Here is an 18,256-nt window from a genome sequence, read left to right as displayed (position 1 = left end):
AGAAGATTGCTTTTTAATAAAGTGAAACTTCCATCAGTGGGGAGTTTTTTCATCCCTACTGATGGTTAGCCCACCCAATCGGGCTTTTACGGACAGTTATCCCCACTGAAGAAAAACCATTCTTTTTAGATGGGCGAGAGCATCTGGTCATACATAGAAGTTCTGCCACATGCGAAGTTTAAATAAAGCGAGAGAAGGATCCTTTTTCTGCATTGCAGCAATTTACATATTGAAAAATTAAAATGGATTCATCTAGTTGAACCTTCTGCGATTTTCCTTGAATTTTGAGGTGGAGGAATAGCGGAACATATCATTTTACTCAAATTAATGCAAAAATTCATGTCCGTGGTAATCATTTTTACTGTATAATAAAATAAAGATTCAACAAGCAAACGAATGAGTATGCTTAGTATGAGTCGAAGCAATCGGGTTATATAAGTGTATTATTTTTTGCAAATATGTAGGAATACTTATATCTTTTAAGAAATAATCAAGATAACTCGCACAAAAAGGAGAGAGCACCTATGGGAAATGCTACTTATGATAAAGATTCACAATTAGTATATTTGAAAGAACGTTTAAATATGTTTATAGAGGTTATTGATACAATTGAACCAGAAGACGTGGAACTAGAAGATGTAGATCGCCTTCTTGAAATGTTAGATGATATTGAGTTTAAATGTGAGCAATTTAAAAAGAGTGAGTAATCAGAAGTCGACAACAAATGTTGTCGACTTTTTTATTTTCGCTGTAAATAGGATGAAAATATACTTTATAATGTAAATATGGAAAAGGAGGAAGTATATGTCACGCAACTTAATGGAACCTGTATTACAAGGGAAACAAGCGAGAGAAACAAAAACGTATAATATTTATAATTTTTTTGTTATTGGACTTATTTTTGGGATTATTCCGATTATGATTTTAGGAACTTGCAATGCGATTTGGTTAAAAGAGTCCAAAAAGAAAATATATATACTTCTTATGATAGGAATAATGACTTTATTAGCAATGTTCATCTTTGCCGCTCTAATTGGTGATATATATGTGCTAAAGATTGCTTCTCGAATAGCTGCTGTAGTTGTAACAGGTGTGTATGTATATGCGCTGCGGGAACGGTTTCGAATTCATAATTTAGTAAATGAAAATGTAGAGTCATTACATCGGATCGGTTTAATCGTTGGAATAGTTGGTATCATGGCCCAAGCGGCATTGATAGCAGGAGGGGAGATGCTCCATGTCAACTTCACACAGTGAAACGATGTTGTGGCAAGAAGCGTTGCATTATTACGAGATTGGTCATATTGAAATAGCACAGCGGAAATTGGAAACGTTGCTTTCTCATAATCCGCAGCATGCGGGAGCATTGTACTTTTTGGGATGCTGTTATGCAGATTTAGAACAATATGATGAAGCAAAAGAGATTTGCTTATCAGCTTTGCAACATGGTTATGACCCAGAAGAAGTGTACTATACACTTGGACATATATATACATATACGAATGAACTTGAAAAAGCGGAGCAAAGTTTTTTGAATGTGCTGTATTCAGACCCTTCCAATGCGCAAGCGATGGCGAAATATGCATATATTTTATTAAAAACAGGTCATATTGAAAAAGCTAAGCAACTCATAAAAGAGGCGGTAGAAGTTAATCCGAACCATCCTACCGTTCTTCATTATCAATTTATTTTATTACTCGCAATAGGAACGAAACAAGAAATAGAGGAATCTTTAAAAGATAATTATTATGTATCAGATAATGAGGTAAATTTTTTAGTGAAGTTAGGACTCCATGCATCATCAAAGAAAAGGTATAGAGAAGCATACAAATATTATCGACAAGCGTTCTTGTTGGCGCCTAATAATAAAGATTTACTTGAAATTTTAGAAGAAGCAGAAGAGCTGATTCATCCTATTTTCTTTCCGAATGTTCTCATCGATAAAATAGGTGGTCCGCTTATCTTTTGGGCAATAGGTGTCGGAACGATGGGCTTATTAGCTACGTTACATTCGGACGTTATACTGAGAGCTGGACTTTTATTTTATATTATCATTTGTATATGGAGTTGGTTATCTACACCGATGTACAAGTTATATAAAAAAATAAAAAGATCATGATGGGAGAGCGCAGGGTGAATAAAATAGATGTGTTAAAACAAGTAATAGCACAAGATGAAGAAAATGGATTGATTTGGTATTTGATTGGGGTAGAGTATAAAGAGCAGGGAGAGATAGCAAATGCGCTGCAAGCTTTATCGAAAGCCCTTCAGTATGGTGATCAAGAATGGAAGGATAAAATTGCTGCTGAACTCGCAGCTTTATCACAGGCGCTTACAAATCCGAAAGAAGCACCACATGTAACTGAAGAAGAGAGCCATTTTGAAAAAAACGAGCATTACGTAGTAGAGCCATCTCCTGAAAAAGAAAAACAGTTACATACAGCTTATGTAAATGAAAACGCGGAAGAAAATGTGATTCCGATGAATGTGCTTCAAGGCGGGAGAAGCAAACAAAAATATGAACAAGATCAGATTACATTTCAGGATGTCGGCGGTTTGCATGATGTGAAAAAAGCGATCCAAATGAAAATTATAAAACCCTTTACTTCACCCGGGTTATTTGAACGGTTTAAGAAAAAAGTTGGTGGCGGTATTTTATTATATGGCCCTCCTGGTTGCGGTAAAACATATATTGCAAAAGCAACTGCGGGAGAATGTGGAGCGCATTTTACGACAATGAGTATTACTGATATTCTTGATCCGTATGTTGGCGTAAGTGAACAAAACATACGAGAAATTTTCCAATATGCTCGTTCCAAAAAACCATGTATTTTATTTCTAGATGAAATGGATGCGCTTGGATTTAACCGGAGTAAAGCATCAGGGCATCCGACACTAAGAACAGTTATAGATCAATTGTTAACAGAAATCGAAGGTATTGATACGAATACAGATAAACTATTGTTAATTGGTGCGACAAATATGCCGTGGGATATTGATCCTGCATTTAAAAGACCAGGTCGCTTTGACAAAATGATTTTTGTTTCACCGCCCGATTTAGAAGCACGGAGCAGTATTTTTAAAATTAAGTTGGCAGGCAAACCGATTTCAACAATAGATTACGATTTGCTAGCGAAAGAAACAGAACTCTATTCTGGTGCTGATATTGAGAATGTAGTGGAGCTAGCTTTAGAAAATGTTTTAGAAGAAATTATGACAACGGGCATAGAGCGAATGATTACAATGAAGGATTTAACCGATGCCATAGTAGAAACAAAGCCATCTACGTTAGAGTGGTTCCGTACAATTAAAAATTATATTAAATATGCAAATGAAAGCGGTGCATATGATGATGTACAAGCATATTTAAAAAGATACAAAAAAATATAATCTCATTAAGACGCTATTGAAAATAGAAGGAATGGAAAAAAAAGAGTATAATCATATTGTGAAATTTTGAAATGCGTTTTGGTAGCGTTCACAATTGAGGGGGAAGTAATTATGAAAAAGCTTCAAGAAAGCATGTATCAACTAATTGTTGAAACGTCAACGAATTTACCGAAAGATGTAAGGCGTGTAATTCAACAAGCGAAGGAACGAGAAAATGCAGGAACTCGTTCTGCGATGGCACTTGGCACAATTACAAATAACATTAAAATGGCTGATGATAATATTTCGCCAATTTGCCAAGATACAGGGATGCCAACTTTTAAAGTGTACACACCAGTTGGTGTAAACCAACTGCAAATTAAAGAAGCAATTTACAAAGCAATCGAACAAGCAACGAAAGACGGGAAGCTTCGCCCGAACTCTGTAGATTCTCTGTTTGGTGATAACAGCGGAAATAACTTAGGACCAGGAACACCTGTCATTAAGTTTGAGCAATGGGAAAAAGATTATATTGATGCACGCCTTATTTTAAAAGGCGGTGGCTGTGAAAATAAAAATATTCAATACAGCTTACCTTGTGAAATTGAAGGACTAGGCCGAGCTGGCCGTGATTTAGAAGGAATTCGTAAATGCCTTCTTCATGCGGTATATCAAGCACAAGGGCAAGGATGCAGCGCCGGCGTAATTGGCGTTGGTATCGGAGGAGATCGCACGTCAGGTTATGAACTTGCGAAAAACCAATTGTTCCGTTCATTAGATGATGAAAATTCAATTCCAGAATTGAAGCAACTTGAAGATTATATTATGGAAAATGCCAATAAGCTTGGTATTGGAACGATGGGATTTGGCGGCGAAACAACATTACTTGGCTGCAAAATCGGTGTATACAACCGTCTTCCAGCTAGCTTCTATGTTTCTGTTGCGTATAACTGTTGGGCATATCGCCGCCTAGGTGTAACGATTCACCCAGAATCAGGTGAAATTATTGACTGGTTATACCAAGAAGGTGAAGACACGTTAAAACACGAGGAAGCAAACGAAGAAGCAAATACACAACGTGAAATCGTCTTACAGGCGCCAATTACTGAGGAACAAATTCGCGAACTTCGCGTTGGTGACGTTGTAACGATCAACGGTATGATGTATACAGGCCGCGATGCAATTCATAAACATTTAATGGATAACGATTGCCCAGTTGATTTAAATGGACAAGTTATTTATCACTGCGGACCAGTTGTTGTAAAAGATGAAAACGACAATTGGAAAATTAAAGCGGCAGGACCGACAACAAGTATTCGTGAAGAACCGTACCAAGGCGATATTATGAAGAAATTTGGTATTCGCGCTGTTATCGGTAAAGGTGGTATGGGTGCGAAAACATTGGCGGCATTAAATGAACATGGCGGCGTATACTTAAATGCAATCGGCGGTGCAGCACAGTACTACGCAGAGTGCATTAAAGAAGTAAAAGACGTTGATTTCTTACAATTTGGTATTCCAGAAGCAATGTGGCATTTACGTATAGAAGGATTTAAAGCGGTTGTAACGATGGATTCTCACGGTAATAGCTTACATGCTGATGTAGATAAATCATCTTTAGAGAAGTTAGCATCGTTTAAAGAACCAGTTTTTAAATAAGAATGAGGAGCTGACGTTTGTCGGCTCTTTTTTTTGCGTTCGGTGCGTCGAACGTAAAAAAAGAGCCGATATATTGGTTTCTTTGTATTGGTATAAATGGAAAAACGTGTTCGGCATGAAAAAATTATAGACACAGAAACTACAAGTACGATTATATAGGAAAAGGAGCTTATACAATGAAGCGTAATTGGTTATACATTGGTATTATCTTTTCAATTATGATGGTACTTGTTCCGACTTCTGTGCTTGCTTATGTGAATACACCAAATCATTGGGGAATTCCACGCGCGAAAAATGAAACTCCCCCGGATGCTGGTCAAAAATTTACAGAGCTGCTGCAGAAAAACGGAGGATTTTATTTAGGGGATACAAAGAAAAAAGATATTTATTTAACGTTTGATAATGGATATGAAAATGGCTTTACCGGAAAAATTCTTGATGTGTTAAAAGAAAAGAAAGTCCCAGCAACGTTTTTTGTGACAGGACACTATATTAAAACGCAACCAGATTTATTAAAACGAATGGTGAATGAAGGACATATTGTTGGAAATCACTCACAGAGTCATCCCGATTTTACAACGGTACATGATGCAAAGCTTCGCGTGGAATTGCAAATTGTAACAGACGAAATTAAAAAGGTGACAGGACAAAAAGAAGTACGATATGTAAGGCCACCGCGCGGTATTTTTAGTGAACGTACATTAGCGCTTGCAAAAGATATGGGCTACTATAATGTCTTTTGGTCACTTGCTTTTCTCGATTGGAAAGTAGACGAGCAAAGAGGATGGCAATATGCTCATAATAATGTAATGAATATGATTCACCCTGGAGCAGTTATTTTGCTGCACGCTATTTCGAAAGATAACACAGAAGCACTTGCGAAAATCATTGATGATTTACGCGAGAAGGGGTATCATTTTAAAAGCTTAGATGATTTAGTAAAAGGCAATCAACCGTAAGCATGTATGCTTGCGGTTTTCTCATGCTATAATGATGTGTAAAAAGGATGAGGAATGCATGTGGAGTGAACAAATTACGTTAGATTATCCGTATCGTTTTGAAGAAGTATTAAAACGTTTATCTTTTGACCCGTTAAATATCATTCATTTAGAAGATAAAACCATTCATGTCCCACTTACCCTAGATGGAAAGCAAGTTATTGTCCGTGTACAAGGGAAGGGGACAACTGGAGCACCGCAATTTTGGATTTCTAGCCAAAGCGATAAACAAGATGAAATTATGAAGCGTATTTCTTCTATTTTTCAATGGAATCAACCTTTTCATGAGATTCAGCATCATTTTTTAAACACATCGTTACGGCCGCTTTTTGAAACATTTGCATATACTCCAATTATTTTAGAGTTCGATTATTTTGCTTGTCTTCTTCGCTGTATTATTCATCAACAAGTTCACCTGAAATTTGCGACAGCACTGACAGAACAATTTGTAAAAACATATGGAACAGAAAGAAAAGGCGTTTTCTTTTTTCCGACGCCTGAACAAGTAGCAAATATTACAGTAGAAGAATTAAGAAATCAAAAATTTAGTCAGCGTAAAGCAGAGTATATCATTGGACTTGCACAACATATTGTGGACGGAAAGCTAAACTTAGAAGAGTTAGAGGAGAAAACAGACGAAGAAGTTGCAGCGGTGCTATTACCAGTGCGAGGTATTGGGGCATGGACTGTACAAAATTTCTTACTATTTGCTCTTGGACGTCAAAATATGTTTCCAAAAGCTGATATTGGGATTCAACGTGCACTTCAACAGCTATTTCAATTAGAACAAAAGCCAGATGACGTATTTTTAGAACGAATGAAACAAGAGTGTGAACCATATTGCAGTTATGCATCATTATATTTATGGAAAAGTATAGAGTAGAGGTGTAACAATGATACAAAAACAACATGAGAGTAAGTTAGAAGTTGGTCAAACATTTCCTGTGACAATTAAGCGTCTTGGGATTAACGGAGAGGGCGTAGGTTACTTTAAGCGCCAGGTTGTCTTCATTCCAGGAGCACTACCAGGAGAAGAAGTTGTTGCAGAAACAACGAAAATTCAGCGTGGCTTTGCAGAAGCAAAAGTGAAAAAAATTCGTAAAGCTTCCCCGCATCGCTTGAAGCCGCCATGTGCTGTTTATGAGAAATGCGGCGGTTGTCAGCTTCAGCATTTAGATTATCAAGAACAATTAAATCAAAAACGTGACATCGTTGTACAAGCATTTGAGAAGTATATGAACGGCAGTATGGAAGATAAGATTCGTCAGACGCTTGGTATGGAAGACCCATGGCATTATCGTAACAAAAGCCAACTGCAAGTCGGACGTAAAGATGAAAAGGTCATCACAGGATTATACGAACAAAACTCACATCGCTTAATTGATATCTCGCATTGTATGATTCAACATAAAGCAACGAACGAAGCAACAAAAGTTGTAAGACGTATATTAGAAAAACTGAACATTTCTATTTACAATGAAAGAAAACAAAAAGGTCTTGTACGTACAATTGTAACGCGTGCTGCAGTGCAAACAGGGGAAGTGCAAGTTACATTAATTACGACAAAAGAAGAATTGCCAAATAAAGAACAGTTTATTGCAGAAGTGCAAAAACAAATGCCGTCTGTAAAATCGATTATGCAAAATGTGAACTGGCGTAAAACATCAGTCATCTTCGGCGATAAAACATTCCGCTTAGCTGGAAAAGAAGTAATTCAAGAAACACTCGGGGATTTATCATTTGAATTATCTGCACGCGCATTCTTCCAGTTAAATCCTGAGCAAACCGTTGTGTTATATAACGAGGCGAAAAAAGCAGCTGCTTTAACAGGAACTGAAAAAGTTGTAGATGCTTATTGCGGCGTTGGAACAATCGGACTGTGGCTTGCAAAAGATGCAGCAGAAGTGCGCGGTATGGATGTTATTCCAGAAGCGATTGAAGATGCGAAGAAAAATGCAAAGCGTCACGGTTTCACAAATACAAAGTACGAGGCTGGAAAAGCGGAACAATGGCTGCCAAAATGGGTAAAAGAAGGCTGGCGTCCAGATGTCATCGTTGTGGATCCGCCGCGCACTGGTTGTGATGATAAACTACTTGAAACGATTTTAAAAGTAAAACCGGAAACGGTTGTGTACGTATCTTGTAACCCGTCATCATTAGCGCGTGATGTGAAAACGTTAATGAAGAGTTATGACGTGGAGTATGTACAGCCAGTTGATATGTTCCCGCATACGGCGCATGTGGAGAATGTTGTTAGGCTTGTTAGAAAAGAAAAGTAAATGAATTACGCTGAACCGTACCATAAGTACATGGCATAAATAATAAAAAACAAAGAAGCAGACAATCACTTAAGATTTCCTGCTTCTTTGTTTTTATAAAGAAAATATTGTTAGTACACAACAACCGGTTCATTAGTACTAAGATTATCATACACAGTTTTCGCAATACTAGGAGGGAGGTTAACACATCCGCCCGAACCTCCAGTTAAATAGGCATTATTTGCCCAGTTTGTTCGCCAGCCGGCATCGTGGAATCCTTGTCCGCCGTTTGTAAATGGAGCCCAGTAATCCACATTAACGGAATAATCGGGTTTACCTACTGCACTGCCTTTTAGTGTGTACGGTGTTCGTTTATAAAGGATATACCATACACCTGGTGATGTATCTTCACTCGTGCTATGTTTACCAGTTACTACATTCGTTGTGACTACCAATTGTCCATCTTTGTAAATCCAAATTTGCTGTTCAGCAATTGACACTTCCGCATACGTGTCTCCAATGCCGTTATTCGCTGTTGTTTCATAACCGATGCCTTCATTATTCCAGCCATTTCCGTAAATATGAGAAGCAGAAAGCGATTTTTCCCCTTTTTCGAAGGCTTCTTTGACGCGTTTTGCTTCTTTTTCAATATCTATTGCCCAGCCATAGCCTTGTCCTCTTACTGATATGACCGAACCAGAATGGGTTTTAAATGTGAAGTTTTTAGTTAATGTTGATTGAGAATTATTAATTTCAGCAATCTTGTTCTTAATGTCACTTGCGTCGATTGTAACCTTCATATCTTTTGACATAGAGGCGTTTTTAATTAAATCTTTAGCTTTTAAAGAGTGCACTTTATTTTGTACCTTATAATCAATGGTTTGTTGAAGAAGATTCTGTAGTGCTTGTTCTTCTTTTTTAACAATCGAATCGTTTTCTTTAATAGGCTTTATGTATACAGTTTTCAAATGAATTTCACTTTTATACTTCTGCTTGTCGTAATCTTTTAATAGACTAGCAACGTCATACTGTTTTCCGTCAACGCTTTTTGAAATAACAACTTTACCTTGTTCGAGTTTCGCCATAGCATCTTGAGGCGCTTTTAAATCTTCATTCATAGAGATGAGCTTTTCTTCTACAAGTTTTTTCAGCGTTTCGCTTCGATACTGATCCGCATTTTTCGGTAGCAGTGAATAATTTTTTCCCTTTGAAGAAGGGAAAAATGTCCACTGGCTTTTTAATAGTTCCTTAACTTTAGGCAAATCTTTTTCTGTAAGTTCCGTTTGTGTATTTTTTTCATCTAAAATTTGTTTCTCTCCGACATAGACCTTGTTTTCTAATCCAGATACTTTTAATTTCTGGATTGCCTGATCAGCAGTCATACCACCGACTTTTGTGTCATTAATCGTAATCTGTGAATTGAAGTGGGTTGTCTGATAATAACTCACTCCCCCAATAAGAAGCGCGATAATACCAACGCCGCCCGCTGTGATAAGTTTCCAATTTGTAGAGCGTTTGCTTGATCTTGACCGTTTTTTATCAACTTCTTCAACTGATTCATTTATTGTGTTGTTGTTCATAAACTATTCCTCCGTATATATCAACGTCAATCGATTTTAAACTAAAACCATTGATTAGTGTACCTTATTCTTCTTAAATTTTCATTACTTTTGACTAGATTTTATTGTTCTAAATTGGACAAATTTGGATTTTTTTAAATAGAATGACACTGAATAGCCCATTATAACCCCCTTGCAAGCCCCTTAAAAGCCCCTTAAAAGCCCCTTATAAGTAATAAATCATTAAAAAAACAAAATAAAAAACTACTACTACAAGAATCACCCCCGAAAGAACTAAAACCGTAGTAGTCATTTTTTTGAAAATCAAATTACCAAATCTCCTCTTTTGTCCTTATATCTATTAAGGAGACGGAAATCTCATATGTGTCATCAAAGATGGGAGGAATTAATATGGCGGTATACCGAAATGTACAGGTGGATTTTTGGCAGGATGATTTTGTATTGGAGTTAACGCCAGAGGAACGATACTTTTACATATACTTGCTGACATGTTCTAAAACGACGCAATGCGGCATTTATTCCTTGCCGAAGCGTTTAGCGGAGATGGAAACAGGTTATAACCGAGAGACTGTTGAGAAGCTGCTGCAGCGGTTCATCGACTATGGAAAAATAGTATATGATGCAGAAACGAAGGAGTTATACATCAAAAATTGGTTACGCTATAACCCGGTTACGAATACGAACATCGAAAAATGTGTGTTGCGTGAGTTAAAGACTGTGAAAAGCAAAAAGTTTGTACACATGTTTTTGGAAAAATGTTTGGAGGAAGAGATGAATATTCCATTATTATTAGAGCATTTTGGCGTACCAGTTAAGGATTCTCAAGCCGATGCTGAAAGCTGTGAAGCAGATGAAGGAATGACTCCAGATAGCGATGTATTCACGTTTTATGAACAAAACTTTGGCAGCTTGTCACCGTATACGAAGGAGGAACTGAATACGTGGATGAATGATTTGTCAGATGAACTTGTATGGAAAGCACTCCAGATTGCCCATGAAAATAACAAGCATACGCTTGCTTATGTGAAAGGCATTTTACGGGACTGGCATGAGAGAGGATATACGAAGCTTAGTGAAGTAGAGGAAGCAGCAGTACGGTTTCGGAAGAAGGAACCTTCTGTCGTTCATGAGACTGAGGAGTTTCTAAAGGAGTGCGAAGAGTGGGAGAAAAATGTACCGTCTGAAGAAGAATTGCAGAAGTTCTTGCAGGAACATGGTTGGCATCCGCGAACTGGAAATTCCATTAATTGTATTTACAAAAATATCGAAAAGTGAGATAATAAAGAAAATTCCGAAGGGGGAAAGTAAGTTATGACACCAACTAATTGCTAATATTGATTTTAAATTAAAATTAATAGGGATTTTATAATGAGTATTAATTTTCCTAATTTTACTAGGTTTATTTGGTTATGCTCTTTATGGAATCAAGGCAATGTAGAAGGTAACTTACTTTACTAAAATCGAGATTATAATTTATAACATATTTCAAAAGTTGTTTTGAAATTGTTCGCCTCTGTTTAGTAGGCGAAGTGTATAGGCATAACAATGTGTTTTTGACGTACACATTTTCTGCTTGTATACAGTTTCATAAATTATATTACACAGATTATTTAGACTGTAAGAAGAGATCATCTTCTTATGGTCTTTTTATTTTTAACAATAAAATAGTAATGAAGGTCTTCTTTGTCCTGTCCATAAAATGCGTAACTTGTATTATGGATGAAAGAAGGGAATTGCATGTTTGAATTAACGTTAAATGGTATTAAGAAATATATGGATGCTACACTTGTTCTTAAAAATATAAGTTTTGAGGTTTATGCAGGAGAGAAGGTTGGGGTTGTTGGCGCAAATGGCAGCGGAAAGAGCACGATCCTAAAGTTAATTGCGGGGATAGAGCCTATGCATTATTATCCAGGTTATCCACAAACCTCAAGCTCTGGATATGATGAAGGTCTTATTCACTTTCCGAGAGGGGCAACTTGTGCATATCTCGAGCAAACGCCTTCGTATCCACAAGGTTTAAAGGTGATTGATGTTTTAAACATGGCTTTTGAGGAAGTTCATTGTATAGAGAAAGAAATGCGTGTATTAGAAGGGCAAATGAAGACGTTAGAAGATGCCGCGTTAGAAAAAGCCCTGCAAAAGTATAGTGATTTAGTTCAATTATATGAAGCGAAGGGCGGATATGATATAGAAGAAAAATTAGGCAAGGTTTGCACAGGGCTGAAATTTGATGAGAGCTTTTTAAACAAGGATTTTGATTTATTGAGCGGCGGTGAAAAAACGACCGTTGTACTTGGGAAACTACTGATTCATGATCCAGACATATTGTTGCTTGATGAGCCGACCAATCATTTAGATATGGATTCCGTTGAATGGCTCGAGGGCTATTTGAAGAGCTATAAGGGAGTTGTCATTATCGTATCCCATGATCGATATTTTTTAGACAATGTAGTCACAAAAATTGTAGAAATAGAGGATATGGAGTCTATCACCTACAAGGGGAACTATTCATCTTATGTGAATCAAAAGGAAGAGAATTTACGCATTCAGTATGAGCATTTTAGAGAGCAGCAAAAAAAGATTAATTCCATGGAAAAGACCGTAACGGATTTGAGAGATTGGGCTATGAGAGCCGATAATAACAAGTTCTTTAGAAGAGCTGCTAGTATACAAAAAAAGCTCGATAAAATGGAGCGGATTGAAAAGCCGGTGTTTGAGAGACAAAATATGAAGCTACATGTAAAGGCTGCGCAAAGATCCGGAAATGAAACCATTAAAGCAGTAGGACTTTCTAAAAGCTATGGAGATAAAGTAATTTTTAAGGATGCTGATGTAATGGTTCATTACGGGGAAAGAGTGGGGCTAATCGGCTCTAATGGCAGCGGGAAAACCACGTTTTTAAAGATGCTTTTAGGGGAAGAGCAGCCGGATCAAGGTGTAGTGGAATTAGGTGCTAATGTAATGGCGGCATATTTACCGCAGAAAATTACTTTTAAAAGTGAAGAACTTACGGTACTGGAATGCTTTAGAGAGGATATCTCGATACTGGAGGGAAAAGCACGGGAATATTTATCAAAGTTTATGTTTTATAAAAATAGCGTCTTCAAAAAAGTAAAGCATTTATCAGGTGGGGAAAGAATTAGACTCAAACTTGGTATGTTGTTATATCAAGATGTAAATTTATTAATACTGGATGAGCCGACCAATCATCTGGATATTGATTCGATAGAGACTCTTGAGGAAGCTTTAGAGGATTTTAAGGGAACTATATTTTTTATCTCTCACGACAGATATTTTATTAATAAAATCGGTGAAAGAGTAATTGATATTGAGGATCACTCCTGTAAAAGCTATCTTGGAAATTACGATTATTATAAAAGCGTAAAAGAGGAGTTAAGCCTGAAGAATGTGAAGGAACCGGTTAAAAAGAGCGTGAAGGTGAAGAAACAAAGAAATGATGCGGACGATATAAAGGGGGAAGCAGTAAAGACTAAGGCACTAGTGAAGATTGAAAGGCTTGAAGAGGAAATAAGACAGCTAGATATAGCTATGGCTGCTGATCCTATCGAGTATGAGGAACTCAATCAGCTATATGGTAGGAAACTTGAATTAAATCATGAACTAGATTCGGCGATGGAATTGTGGTTAAGTTTTGGAGATTAACTTTAACGGTCTATATCTCTCCTAAGTTTTGTAAGTATTTAGAGATGAAAAGCTTTAAGTCTTTTGAGCAAATAATTGTAATTCATCAGATATAGAAATTGACATACAAAAACACTATCCTTTCTTATGATTCTATGGAAAGGATAGCGTATTGTTCATTTTAGGGGGATTAGCTTGATGGAAATATCGTGCCCCCTATAAGGTCTTTAAATGTTGAAAGAAATAAATGTGAAACAAGTGTTAGTTGGTAACCTGTCTATATATAATTCGATACTTTTTGAACAATATACTGTATTGTGGATTCCATTTTCGAATCATCTATCTCGTCCTTATATTTATGATGAATGACTTGTTGCTTTTTAAGAATGTAATAATCAAAAAGTGCTTGATATAAAGTCATATTGTTTTGAATTAAGATTGTAGGTTCAAAGAGCTTCCGCAGTAGTATATCGTCTTGGATAAGGATGAGTGCAGGGTTTATCGTGTTGAACACTTCTGTTTTTATATGTTTTTCATAGAATTTTTTTAATTTATTATTTCGTTCGTTTTGAGCTTGTACGATTTGCTCGTATAGTACAGGAGCACTATGCTTTAAATCTAATATAAAAGTATCAGATATATAAAAAGCAATGAGTAATGACTGCTCAAATGTTTTTTGAAAACGCTCTCCGAACGGGACTGTTTCTTCAAAAATGGTTTGATCGATACTAGTAATATATTCGGCATAAATCTTGACGATGTATTGGATAATCTCATCTTTTGATGAGAAATACTTGTACATAGTTGCTTTGCTAATATCCATATAACGAGCAATATCATCTGTTCGTAATGGGCTTATACCTTGTTTTTTTACAATCGGTAATAATTTAAAAATGAGCTTTTTTCTCATTTCTGCTTGATTATCGATATTGTTATTTAACATAACAACCCTCCTTGCATTCATTTTATTATAGGCTAGTTTATGGATTTATACAAATTAAACTAATTGAACTAAAAACACAAAAACAGTTTACTTGTTATTTTTTGTGTGTTATTCTCTTTTTACATTATCTTTTCGAAAGAAGGGGAACTTATGAAAAAGAAGAAACTAGGTTCACAAGGTTTAGAAGTAGCGGAAATCGGATTAGGTTGTATGGGGATGTCTGAATTTTATGGTCAAACAGATGAGATAGAGGCGACAAAAACAATTCATCGTGCTTTTGAACTTGGAATTACAATGTTCGATACAGCGGATATTTATGGATATGATGAAGAGGGAATGGGAACAAATGAAAAACTAGTAGGGAAAGCGTTACAAAAGGTTCGGTATGATGTGAAAATTGCAACGAAGTTCGGAGCGTTGCGAAATGAAACAAAATCACTAGGATATAACGGTTCTCCTCAATATGTGAAGGAAGCATGTGAAGCAAGTTTAAGAAGATTAGGAACAGACTACATTGACTTATATTATTTACATCGAGTTGATCCAAATACACCAATTGAAGAAACTGTAGGGGCAATGGCAAAGTTAGTGCAAGAAGGAAAAGTACGTTATATTGGACTGTCTGAAGTAACAGGTGAGCAATTAAAAACAGCTCATGCAATTCATCCAATTTCAGCTGTTCAAACAGAATATTCTCTTTGGTCACGCGATCCAGAGAAAGATATTTTACCAGTTTGCCGTGAATTAGGCGTTGGATTCGTTCCGTATAGTCCACTTGGCCGCGGATTTTTAACAGGAAATTTAACAAGTCGTGATCAATTAACACCTGATGATTGGAGATATTATAATCCACGTTTTTCAGAAGAAGCGTTTGCTTCGAATATGAAAATTGTCGAAGGAATTAAGCAGCTTGCGCTAAAGAAAGAATGCACGCCTGCACAATTAGCACTTGCTTGGGTTGTTGCCCAAGGCGAAGGAATCGTGCCAATTCCGGGTACAAAGCGAGTGAAGTATTTAGAACAAAATGTAGCAGCTCTTGAAGTAACTTTAACAGAAGAAGAACTAGCATATTTAAACACGATTGCGCCAATTGGCGGTACGATTGGTAATCGATATTAAGATTGATAATCATATGAAAAATCAAATAGAGAAACGTATGACTTCGAATTAATAAATATGTTTTATCTATATATAAATATAAATAATAAAATGATTTTGTGTACCCAATTTGAAATGTTAGATCATAAAGGAGCAAAAAAACATGAACAAATTTAAAGACATTCAAAATAATCATTTAGTATTAACACAATATCATCGTTGGTATCAAGTATATGAAGCTCCATTTAACAAAGCACGTATTGACAATCAGTTAGATATTTTAGCGGAAGAAATCGACATTTCATCGCAAATTGGAACAACGAAAGGGAAAATGGGTATAGAAGATAAATTAAAAATGTTTGAAGGATGGCAAAATGCACATCATGTTGAAAACACATCAATCAAACAGTTGAACGATGAGGAACTTTCATTAGAAGCAGATATTCTTTATCAAAATATACGCCCAGATAATAGTAGATACAGCTACAAAATTCATTATTCAACAATTTTGACACTTAGAGAGAATGACTTGCCTCTTTTTACAAAGGTTCATTTAAAACCAATCGGTAATGTAGAAAATCCGCAATTTACATCGGCCTATGCAGACAATAGAGCAAAATCATTTATGCATTACTGGTTATATTTAATGGAAACGGTATCTGTGGACGGTGATAAATTCAAAGAACTACTAGCGGAACAATTTGAATTGAATTTAAGTACAGGTTCTAAAATCGATACATTAAAAGGATTTAACGAATGGTTGGCAACCATTTCAAATCAAGTGAAACAAAGCGGACATTATCCGAAAAATTTCTCAGTTACAGAAAATGCGGATAACACGATAAATGTTTCCGTAGATTTTGAATGGGAAGGTATTTCTGTTGATGATAAACCGATGGTTGCGGAAACACATCATGAATGGGTACTTGAAAATAATTTAGATGAGCGATTTGCTCGTATGAAAATGATGAAAGTAACTCAAACAAAGCCATTCCAAACAGTAGAATAATTTGAAATATAGTTCTGATACGAACAAAACAAGAAAATTGTATGTTAAGGTACCATTTAAATAAAAATCACCGATTTCCTGTACGTTAAAAAGTCGATGATTCTTGATATTTTGTTTCTTGTAATGTTCATAAAAGAAACAGAACAATAAAATTAGCAAATTAGAAAATAAAACAGGATGTGAGTCGATTATTATGGAGCAATCAAATAAAGCGTTTAGCGAGGCATTAGTAAAATCGTTAAGGGGAGAACGAGGACATCTTCCCATCAAGAATGCTTTGTCGGATATAGACGTGGCTCTTGCGGGAAAACGCAGAGAGGAACTACCTTATTCTATTTATCAATTAGTGAAACACATGACCTACTGGCAAGACTTTCTCTTATTAGCTGCTCAGGGGGAAAAACCTGCACTGCCTGCTCATGTAAGAGAGAGCTGGCCTGAAGGAGAATGTCCTGGCAGTGAGGAAGAGTGGAAACAGACGATTCAGTATTTTCTTCAGGGGATTGAGCAGGCATGCATGATTGCCCAAACTGCTCAATTGGACGAACCATTGGAGAGCTGGCCTGGTGAAACCCGAGGCGGTGTGCTACGCAATATTGCATCTCACAACTCCTACCATTTAGGAGAAATTGTACTGATTCGCAGATTATTTAGTGCTTGGCCACCGCCAACAGGTGGATATCCGGTCTAAACAAGGTTATTGGTTGAACCCTTTCCTGTGAATTGACTTCTATATTTTTAGATATGAATAATTACTTTGCGGTCTACAACAAGACCCTGTGATTACTCCTATAATACCGAATACAAGAGACCGATTTTGTATTCATAATCTACCACGGTACCCTGTAGCGTGGTATTTTTTCATATGAAGGTGTATATTTAGGTACAGGTAAAAGAAAGGCGGTGAGTCTGTTACTAAAACAGAATAACTTTAGTAGCAGAAAATAATGAACAACTACAAACTAACAATTCAATATGACGGCGGCCGCTATAAAGGCTGGCAGCGTCTTGGTAATAGCGAGAATACCATTCAAGGAAAAATAGAAAATGTATTATCTGAAATGTTCGGAAAAGAAATTGAAATTATCGGCTGCAGCAGAACAGATGCGGGTGTGCATGCTTTGAATCAAGTAGCTAACTTTAAGATTGATGAGAATTTGACGGAGCATAAAGTGAAAAAAAGTTTAAATCAATACTTACCAAATGATATTAGTATTACTGATGTGGAATTAGTTTCGGAGCGTTTCCATGCTCGCTACAATTCGAAAGCGAAAACGTATTTATATAAGATTTGGAATGAAGAACATACGAATCCGTTTATGCGAAAGTATAGCATGCATGTTGGAAAAAAGTTGAATATTGAAAGCATGAGAAAAGCAGCTCAATATTTTATCGGTTCGCATGATTTTACAGCTTTCTCTAATGCGAAGTCGAAGAAAAAATCAATGGTTCGTGAAATCTATTCATTAGATGTAATGGAACAGGATGGCTTCGTTCAAGTTAGAGTAAGCGGAAACGGATTTCTTCACAATATGGTGAGAAAAATTGTTGGAGCGTTAATAGAAGTCGGATTAGGCCAGTTAGACGCTGAAGCAATACCACAAATTTTAGAGGGAAAACAACGAAATCAAATCAATTGTCTTGCGGAGGCAAGTGGATTGTATTTGGAGAAAGTTGATTTTTAATTTAAACAAGCC

General features: G+C 36.4%; 16 protein-coding genes. 14 read left to right on the top strand and 2 right to left on the bottom strand.

Features of this window, described 5'->3' with window-relative positions; all coding sequences use genetic code 11:
* Positions 1-524: 524 nt before the first annotated feature.
* From BM211_RS15605 to rlmD, 8 genes are all read left to right on the top strand, one after another.
* The gene (locus BM211_RS15605) at positions 525-707 is read left to right on the top strand and encodes an SE1561 family protein (RefSeq protein ID WP_020061169.1); all 183 of its coding nucleotides are present in this window, start codon (positions 525-527) and stop codon (positions 705-707) included.
* 97 nt (positions 708-804) lie between these two features.
* Positions 805-1,257: a hypothetical protein gene (locus BM211_RS15600; protein ID WP_090998466.1), complete on the top strand. Its 453-nt coding sequence runs from the start codon at positions 805-807 to the stop codon at positions 1,255-1,257.
* Positions 1,238-2,119 (top strand): tetratricopeptide repeat protein, encoded by an 882-nt coding sequence (locus BM211_RS15595; protein ID WP_090998464.1) that lies wholly within the window; start codon positions 1,238-1,240, stop codon positions 2,117-2,119. The genes BM211_RS15600 and BM211_RS15595 overlap by 20 nt, the downstream gene beginning before the upstream one ends.
* 14 nt (positions 2,120-2,133) lie before the next feature.
* Positions 2,134-3,390: an ATP-binding protein gene (locus BM211_RS15590; protein WP_090998462.1), complete on the top strand. Its 1,257-nt coding sequence runs from the start codon at positions 2,134-2,136 to the stop codon at positions 3,388-3,390.
* A 111-nt stretch (positions 3,391-3,501) separates the two neighbouring features.
* Positions 3,502-5,028 (top strand): fumarate hydratase, encoded by a 1,527-nt coding sequence (locus BM211_RS15585; protein WP_035433453.1) that lies wholly within the window; start codon positions 3,502-3,504, stop codon positions 5,026-5,028.
* Between the two features lie 176 nt (positions 5,029-5,204).
* Positions 5,205-5,987 carry a delta-lactam-biosynthetic de-N-acetylase gene (pdaA, locus tag BM211_RS15580; RefSeq protein WP_090998460.1) on the top strand — a complete coding sequence of 261 codons (783 nt, stop codon included), beginning with the start codon at positions 5,205-5,207 and terminating at the stop codon, positions 5,985-5,987.
* A gap of 58 nt (positions 5,988-6,045) precedes the next feature.
* On the top strand, positions 6,046-6,909 hold the full coding sequence (locus tag BM211_RS15575; protein ID WP_035433455.1) for a DNA-3-methyladenine glycosylase family protein: 864 nt from the start codon (positions 6,046-6,048) through the stop codon (positions 6,907-6,909).
* A gap of 10 nt (positions 6,910-6,919) precedes the next feature.
* Positions 6,920-8,305 carry a 23S rRNA (uracil(1939)-C(5))-methyltransferase RlmD gene (gene rlmD, locus BM211_RS15570; RefSeq protein ID WP_035433457.1) on the top strand — a complete coding sequence of 462 codons (1,386 nt, stop codon included), beginning with the start codon at positions 6,920-6,922 and terminating at the stop codon, positions 8,303-8,305.
* 110 nt (positions 8,306-8,415) lie between these two features.
* Here the strand turns inward: rlmD and BM211_RS15565 are convergent, their stop codons facing one another.
* On the bottom strand, positions 8,416-9,864 hold the full coding sequence (locus BM211_RS15565; RefSeq protein ID WP_035433458.1) for a L,D-transpeptidase family protein: 1,449 nt from the start codon (positions 9,862-9,864) through the stop codon (positions 8,416-8,418).
* Between the two features lie 390 nt (positions 9,865-10,254).
* On the opposite strand from BM211_RS15565, the gene BM211_RS15560 reads away from it, so the two are divergent.
* Positions 10,255-11,139, top strand: a complete 885-nt coding sequence (locus tag BM211_RS15560; RefSeq protein WP_090998459.1) for a DnaD domain-containing protein — start codon at positions 10,255-10,257, stop codon at positions 11,137-11,139.
* Positions 11,140-11,601: 462 nt separating this feature from the next.
* Positions 11,602-13,530 (top strand): ribosomal protection-like ABC-F family protein, encoded by a 1,929-nt coding sequence (abc-f, locus tag BM211_RS15555; protein WP_090998457.1) that lies wholly within the window; start codon positions 11,602-11,604, stop codon positions 13,528-13,530.
* Positions 13,531-13,786: 256 nt separating this feature from the next.
* Here the strand turns inward: abc-f and BM211_RS15550 are convergent, their stop codons facing one another.
* Positions 13,787-14,452 (bottom strand): TetR/AcrR family transcriptional regulator, encoded by a 666-nt coding sequence (locus BM211_RS15550; protein WP_051957313.1) that lies wholly within the window; start codon positions 14,450-14,452, stop codon positions 13,787-13,789.
* A gap of 150 nt (positions 14,453-14,602) precedes the next feature.
* Between BM211_RS15550 and BM211_RS15545 the strand changes: the two genes are divergently transcribed.
* The 4 genes from BM211_RS15545 (at position 14,603) to truA (ending at position 18,244) form a co-directional block, all read left to right on the top strand.
* Entirely contained in the window at positions 14,603-15,571 is a 969-nt protein-coding gene (locus BM211_RS15545; RefSeq protein WP_035433461.1) for an aldo/keto reductase, read from the top strand.
* A gap of 142 nt (positions 15,572-15,713) precedes the next feature.
* Entirely contained in the window at positions 15,714-16,559 is an 846-nt protein-coding gene (locus BM211_RS15540) for a hypothetical protein (RefSeq protein WP_090998455.1), read from the top strand.
* 193 nt (positions 16,560-16,752) lie between these two features.
* Complete coding sequence (locus tag BM211_RS15535; RefSeq protein WP_035433463.1) at positions 16,753-17,250, top strand: DinB family protein; 498 nt, start codon at positions 16,753-16,755, stop codon at positions 17,248-17,250.
* Between the two features lie 256 nt (positions 17,251-17,506).
* Positions 17,507-18,244 (top strand): tRNA pseudouridine(38-40) synthase TruA, encoded by a 738-nt coding sequence (truA, locus tag BM211_RS15530; protein WP_035433464.1) that lies wholly within the window; start codon positions 17,507-17,509, stop codon positions 18,242-18,244.
* Positions 18,245-18,256 lie beyond the last annotated feature (12 nt).

This window comes from Bacillus sp. 491mf, assembly GCF_900112415.1.
In the GTDB taxonomy this organism is placed as follows: Bacteria; Bacillota; Bacilli; order Bacillales; family Bacillaceae_G; genus Bacillus_A.
This window is presented reverse-complemented; position numbering and strand designations above follow the sequence as displayed.

Bases quoted from the DNA above. Each gene is read 5' to 3' on its own strand.
- BM211_RS15605 (WP_020061169.1), top strand. From the start codon at position 525: ATGGGAAATGCTACTTATGATAAAGATTCACAATTAGTATATTTGAAA.
- BM211_RS15600 (WP_090998466.1), top strand. From the start codon at position 805: ATGTCACGCAACTTAATGGAACCTGTATTACAAGGGAAACAAGCGAGA.
- BM211_RS15595 (WP_090998464.1), top strand. From the start codon at position 1,238: ATGTCAACTTCACACAGTGAAACGATGTTGTGGCAAGAAGCGTTGCAT.
- BM211_RS15585 (WP_035433453.1), top strand. From the start codon at position 3,502: ATGAAAAAGCTTCAAGAAAGCATGTATCAACTAATTGTTGAAACGTCA.
- pdaA (WP_090998460.1), top strand. From the start codon at position 5,205: ATGAAGCGTAATTGGTTATACATTGGTATTATCTTTTCAATTATGATG.
- BM211_RS15575 (WP_035433455.1), top strand. From the start codon at position 6,046: ATGTGGAGTGAACAAATTACGTTAGATTATCCGTATCGTTTTGAAGAA.
- rlmD (WP_035433457.1), top strand. From the start codon at position 6,920: ATGATACAAAAACAACATGAGAGTAAGTTAGAAGTTGGTCAAACATTT.
- BM211_RS15565 (WP_035433458.1), bottom strand. From the start codon at position 9,864: ATGAACAACAACACAATAAATGAATCAGTTGAAGAAGTTGATAAAAAA.
- BM211_RS15560 (WP_090998459.1), top strand. From the start codon at position 10,255: ATGGCGGTATACCGAAATGTACAGGTGGATTTTTGGCAGGATGATTTT.
- abc-f (WP_090998457.1), top strand. From the start codon at position 11,602: ATGTTTGAATTAACGTTAAATGGTATTAAGAAATATATGGATGCTACA.
- BM211_RS15550 (WP_051957313.1), bottom strand. From the start codon at position 14,452: ATGTTAAATAACAATATCGATAATCAAGCAGAAATGAGAAAAAAGCTC.
- BM211_RS15545 (WP_035433461.1), top strand. From the start codon at position 14,603: ATGAAAAAGAAGAAACTAGGTTCACAAGGTTTAGAAGTAGCGGAAATC.
- BM211_RS15540 (WP_090998455.1), top strand. From the start codon at position 15,714: ATGAACAAATTTAAAGACATTCAAAATAATCATTTAGTATTAACACAA.
- BM211_RS15535 (WP_035433463.1), top strand. From the start codon at position 16,753: ATGGAGCAATCAAATAAAGCGTTTAGCGAGGCATTAGTAAAATCGTTA.
- truA (WP_035433464.1), top strand. From the start codon at position 17,507: ATGAACAACTACAAACTAACAATTCAATATGACGGCGGCCGCTATAAA.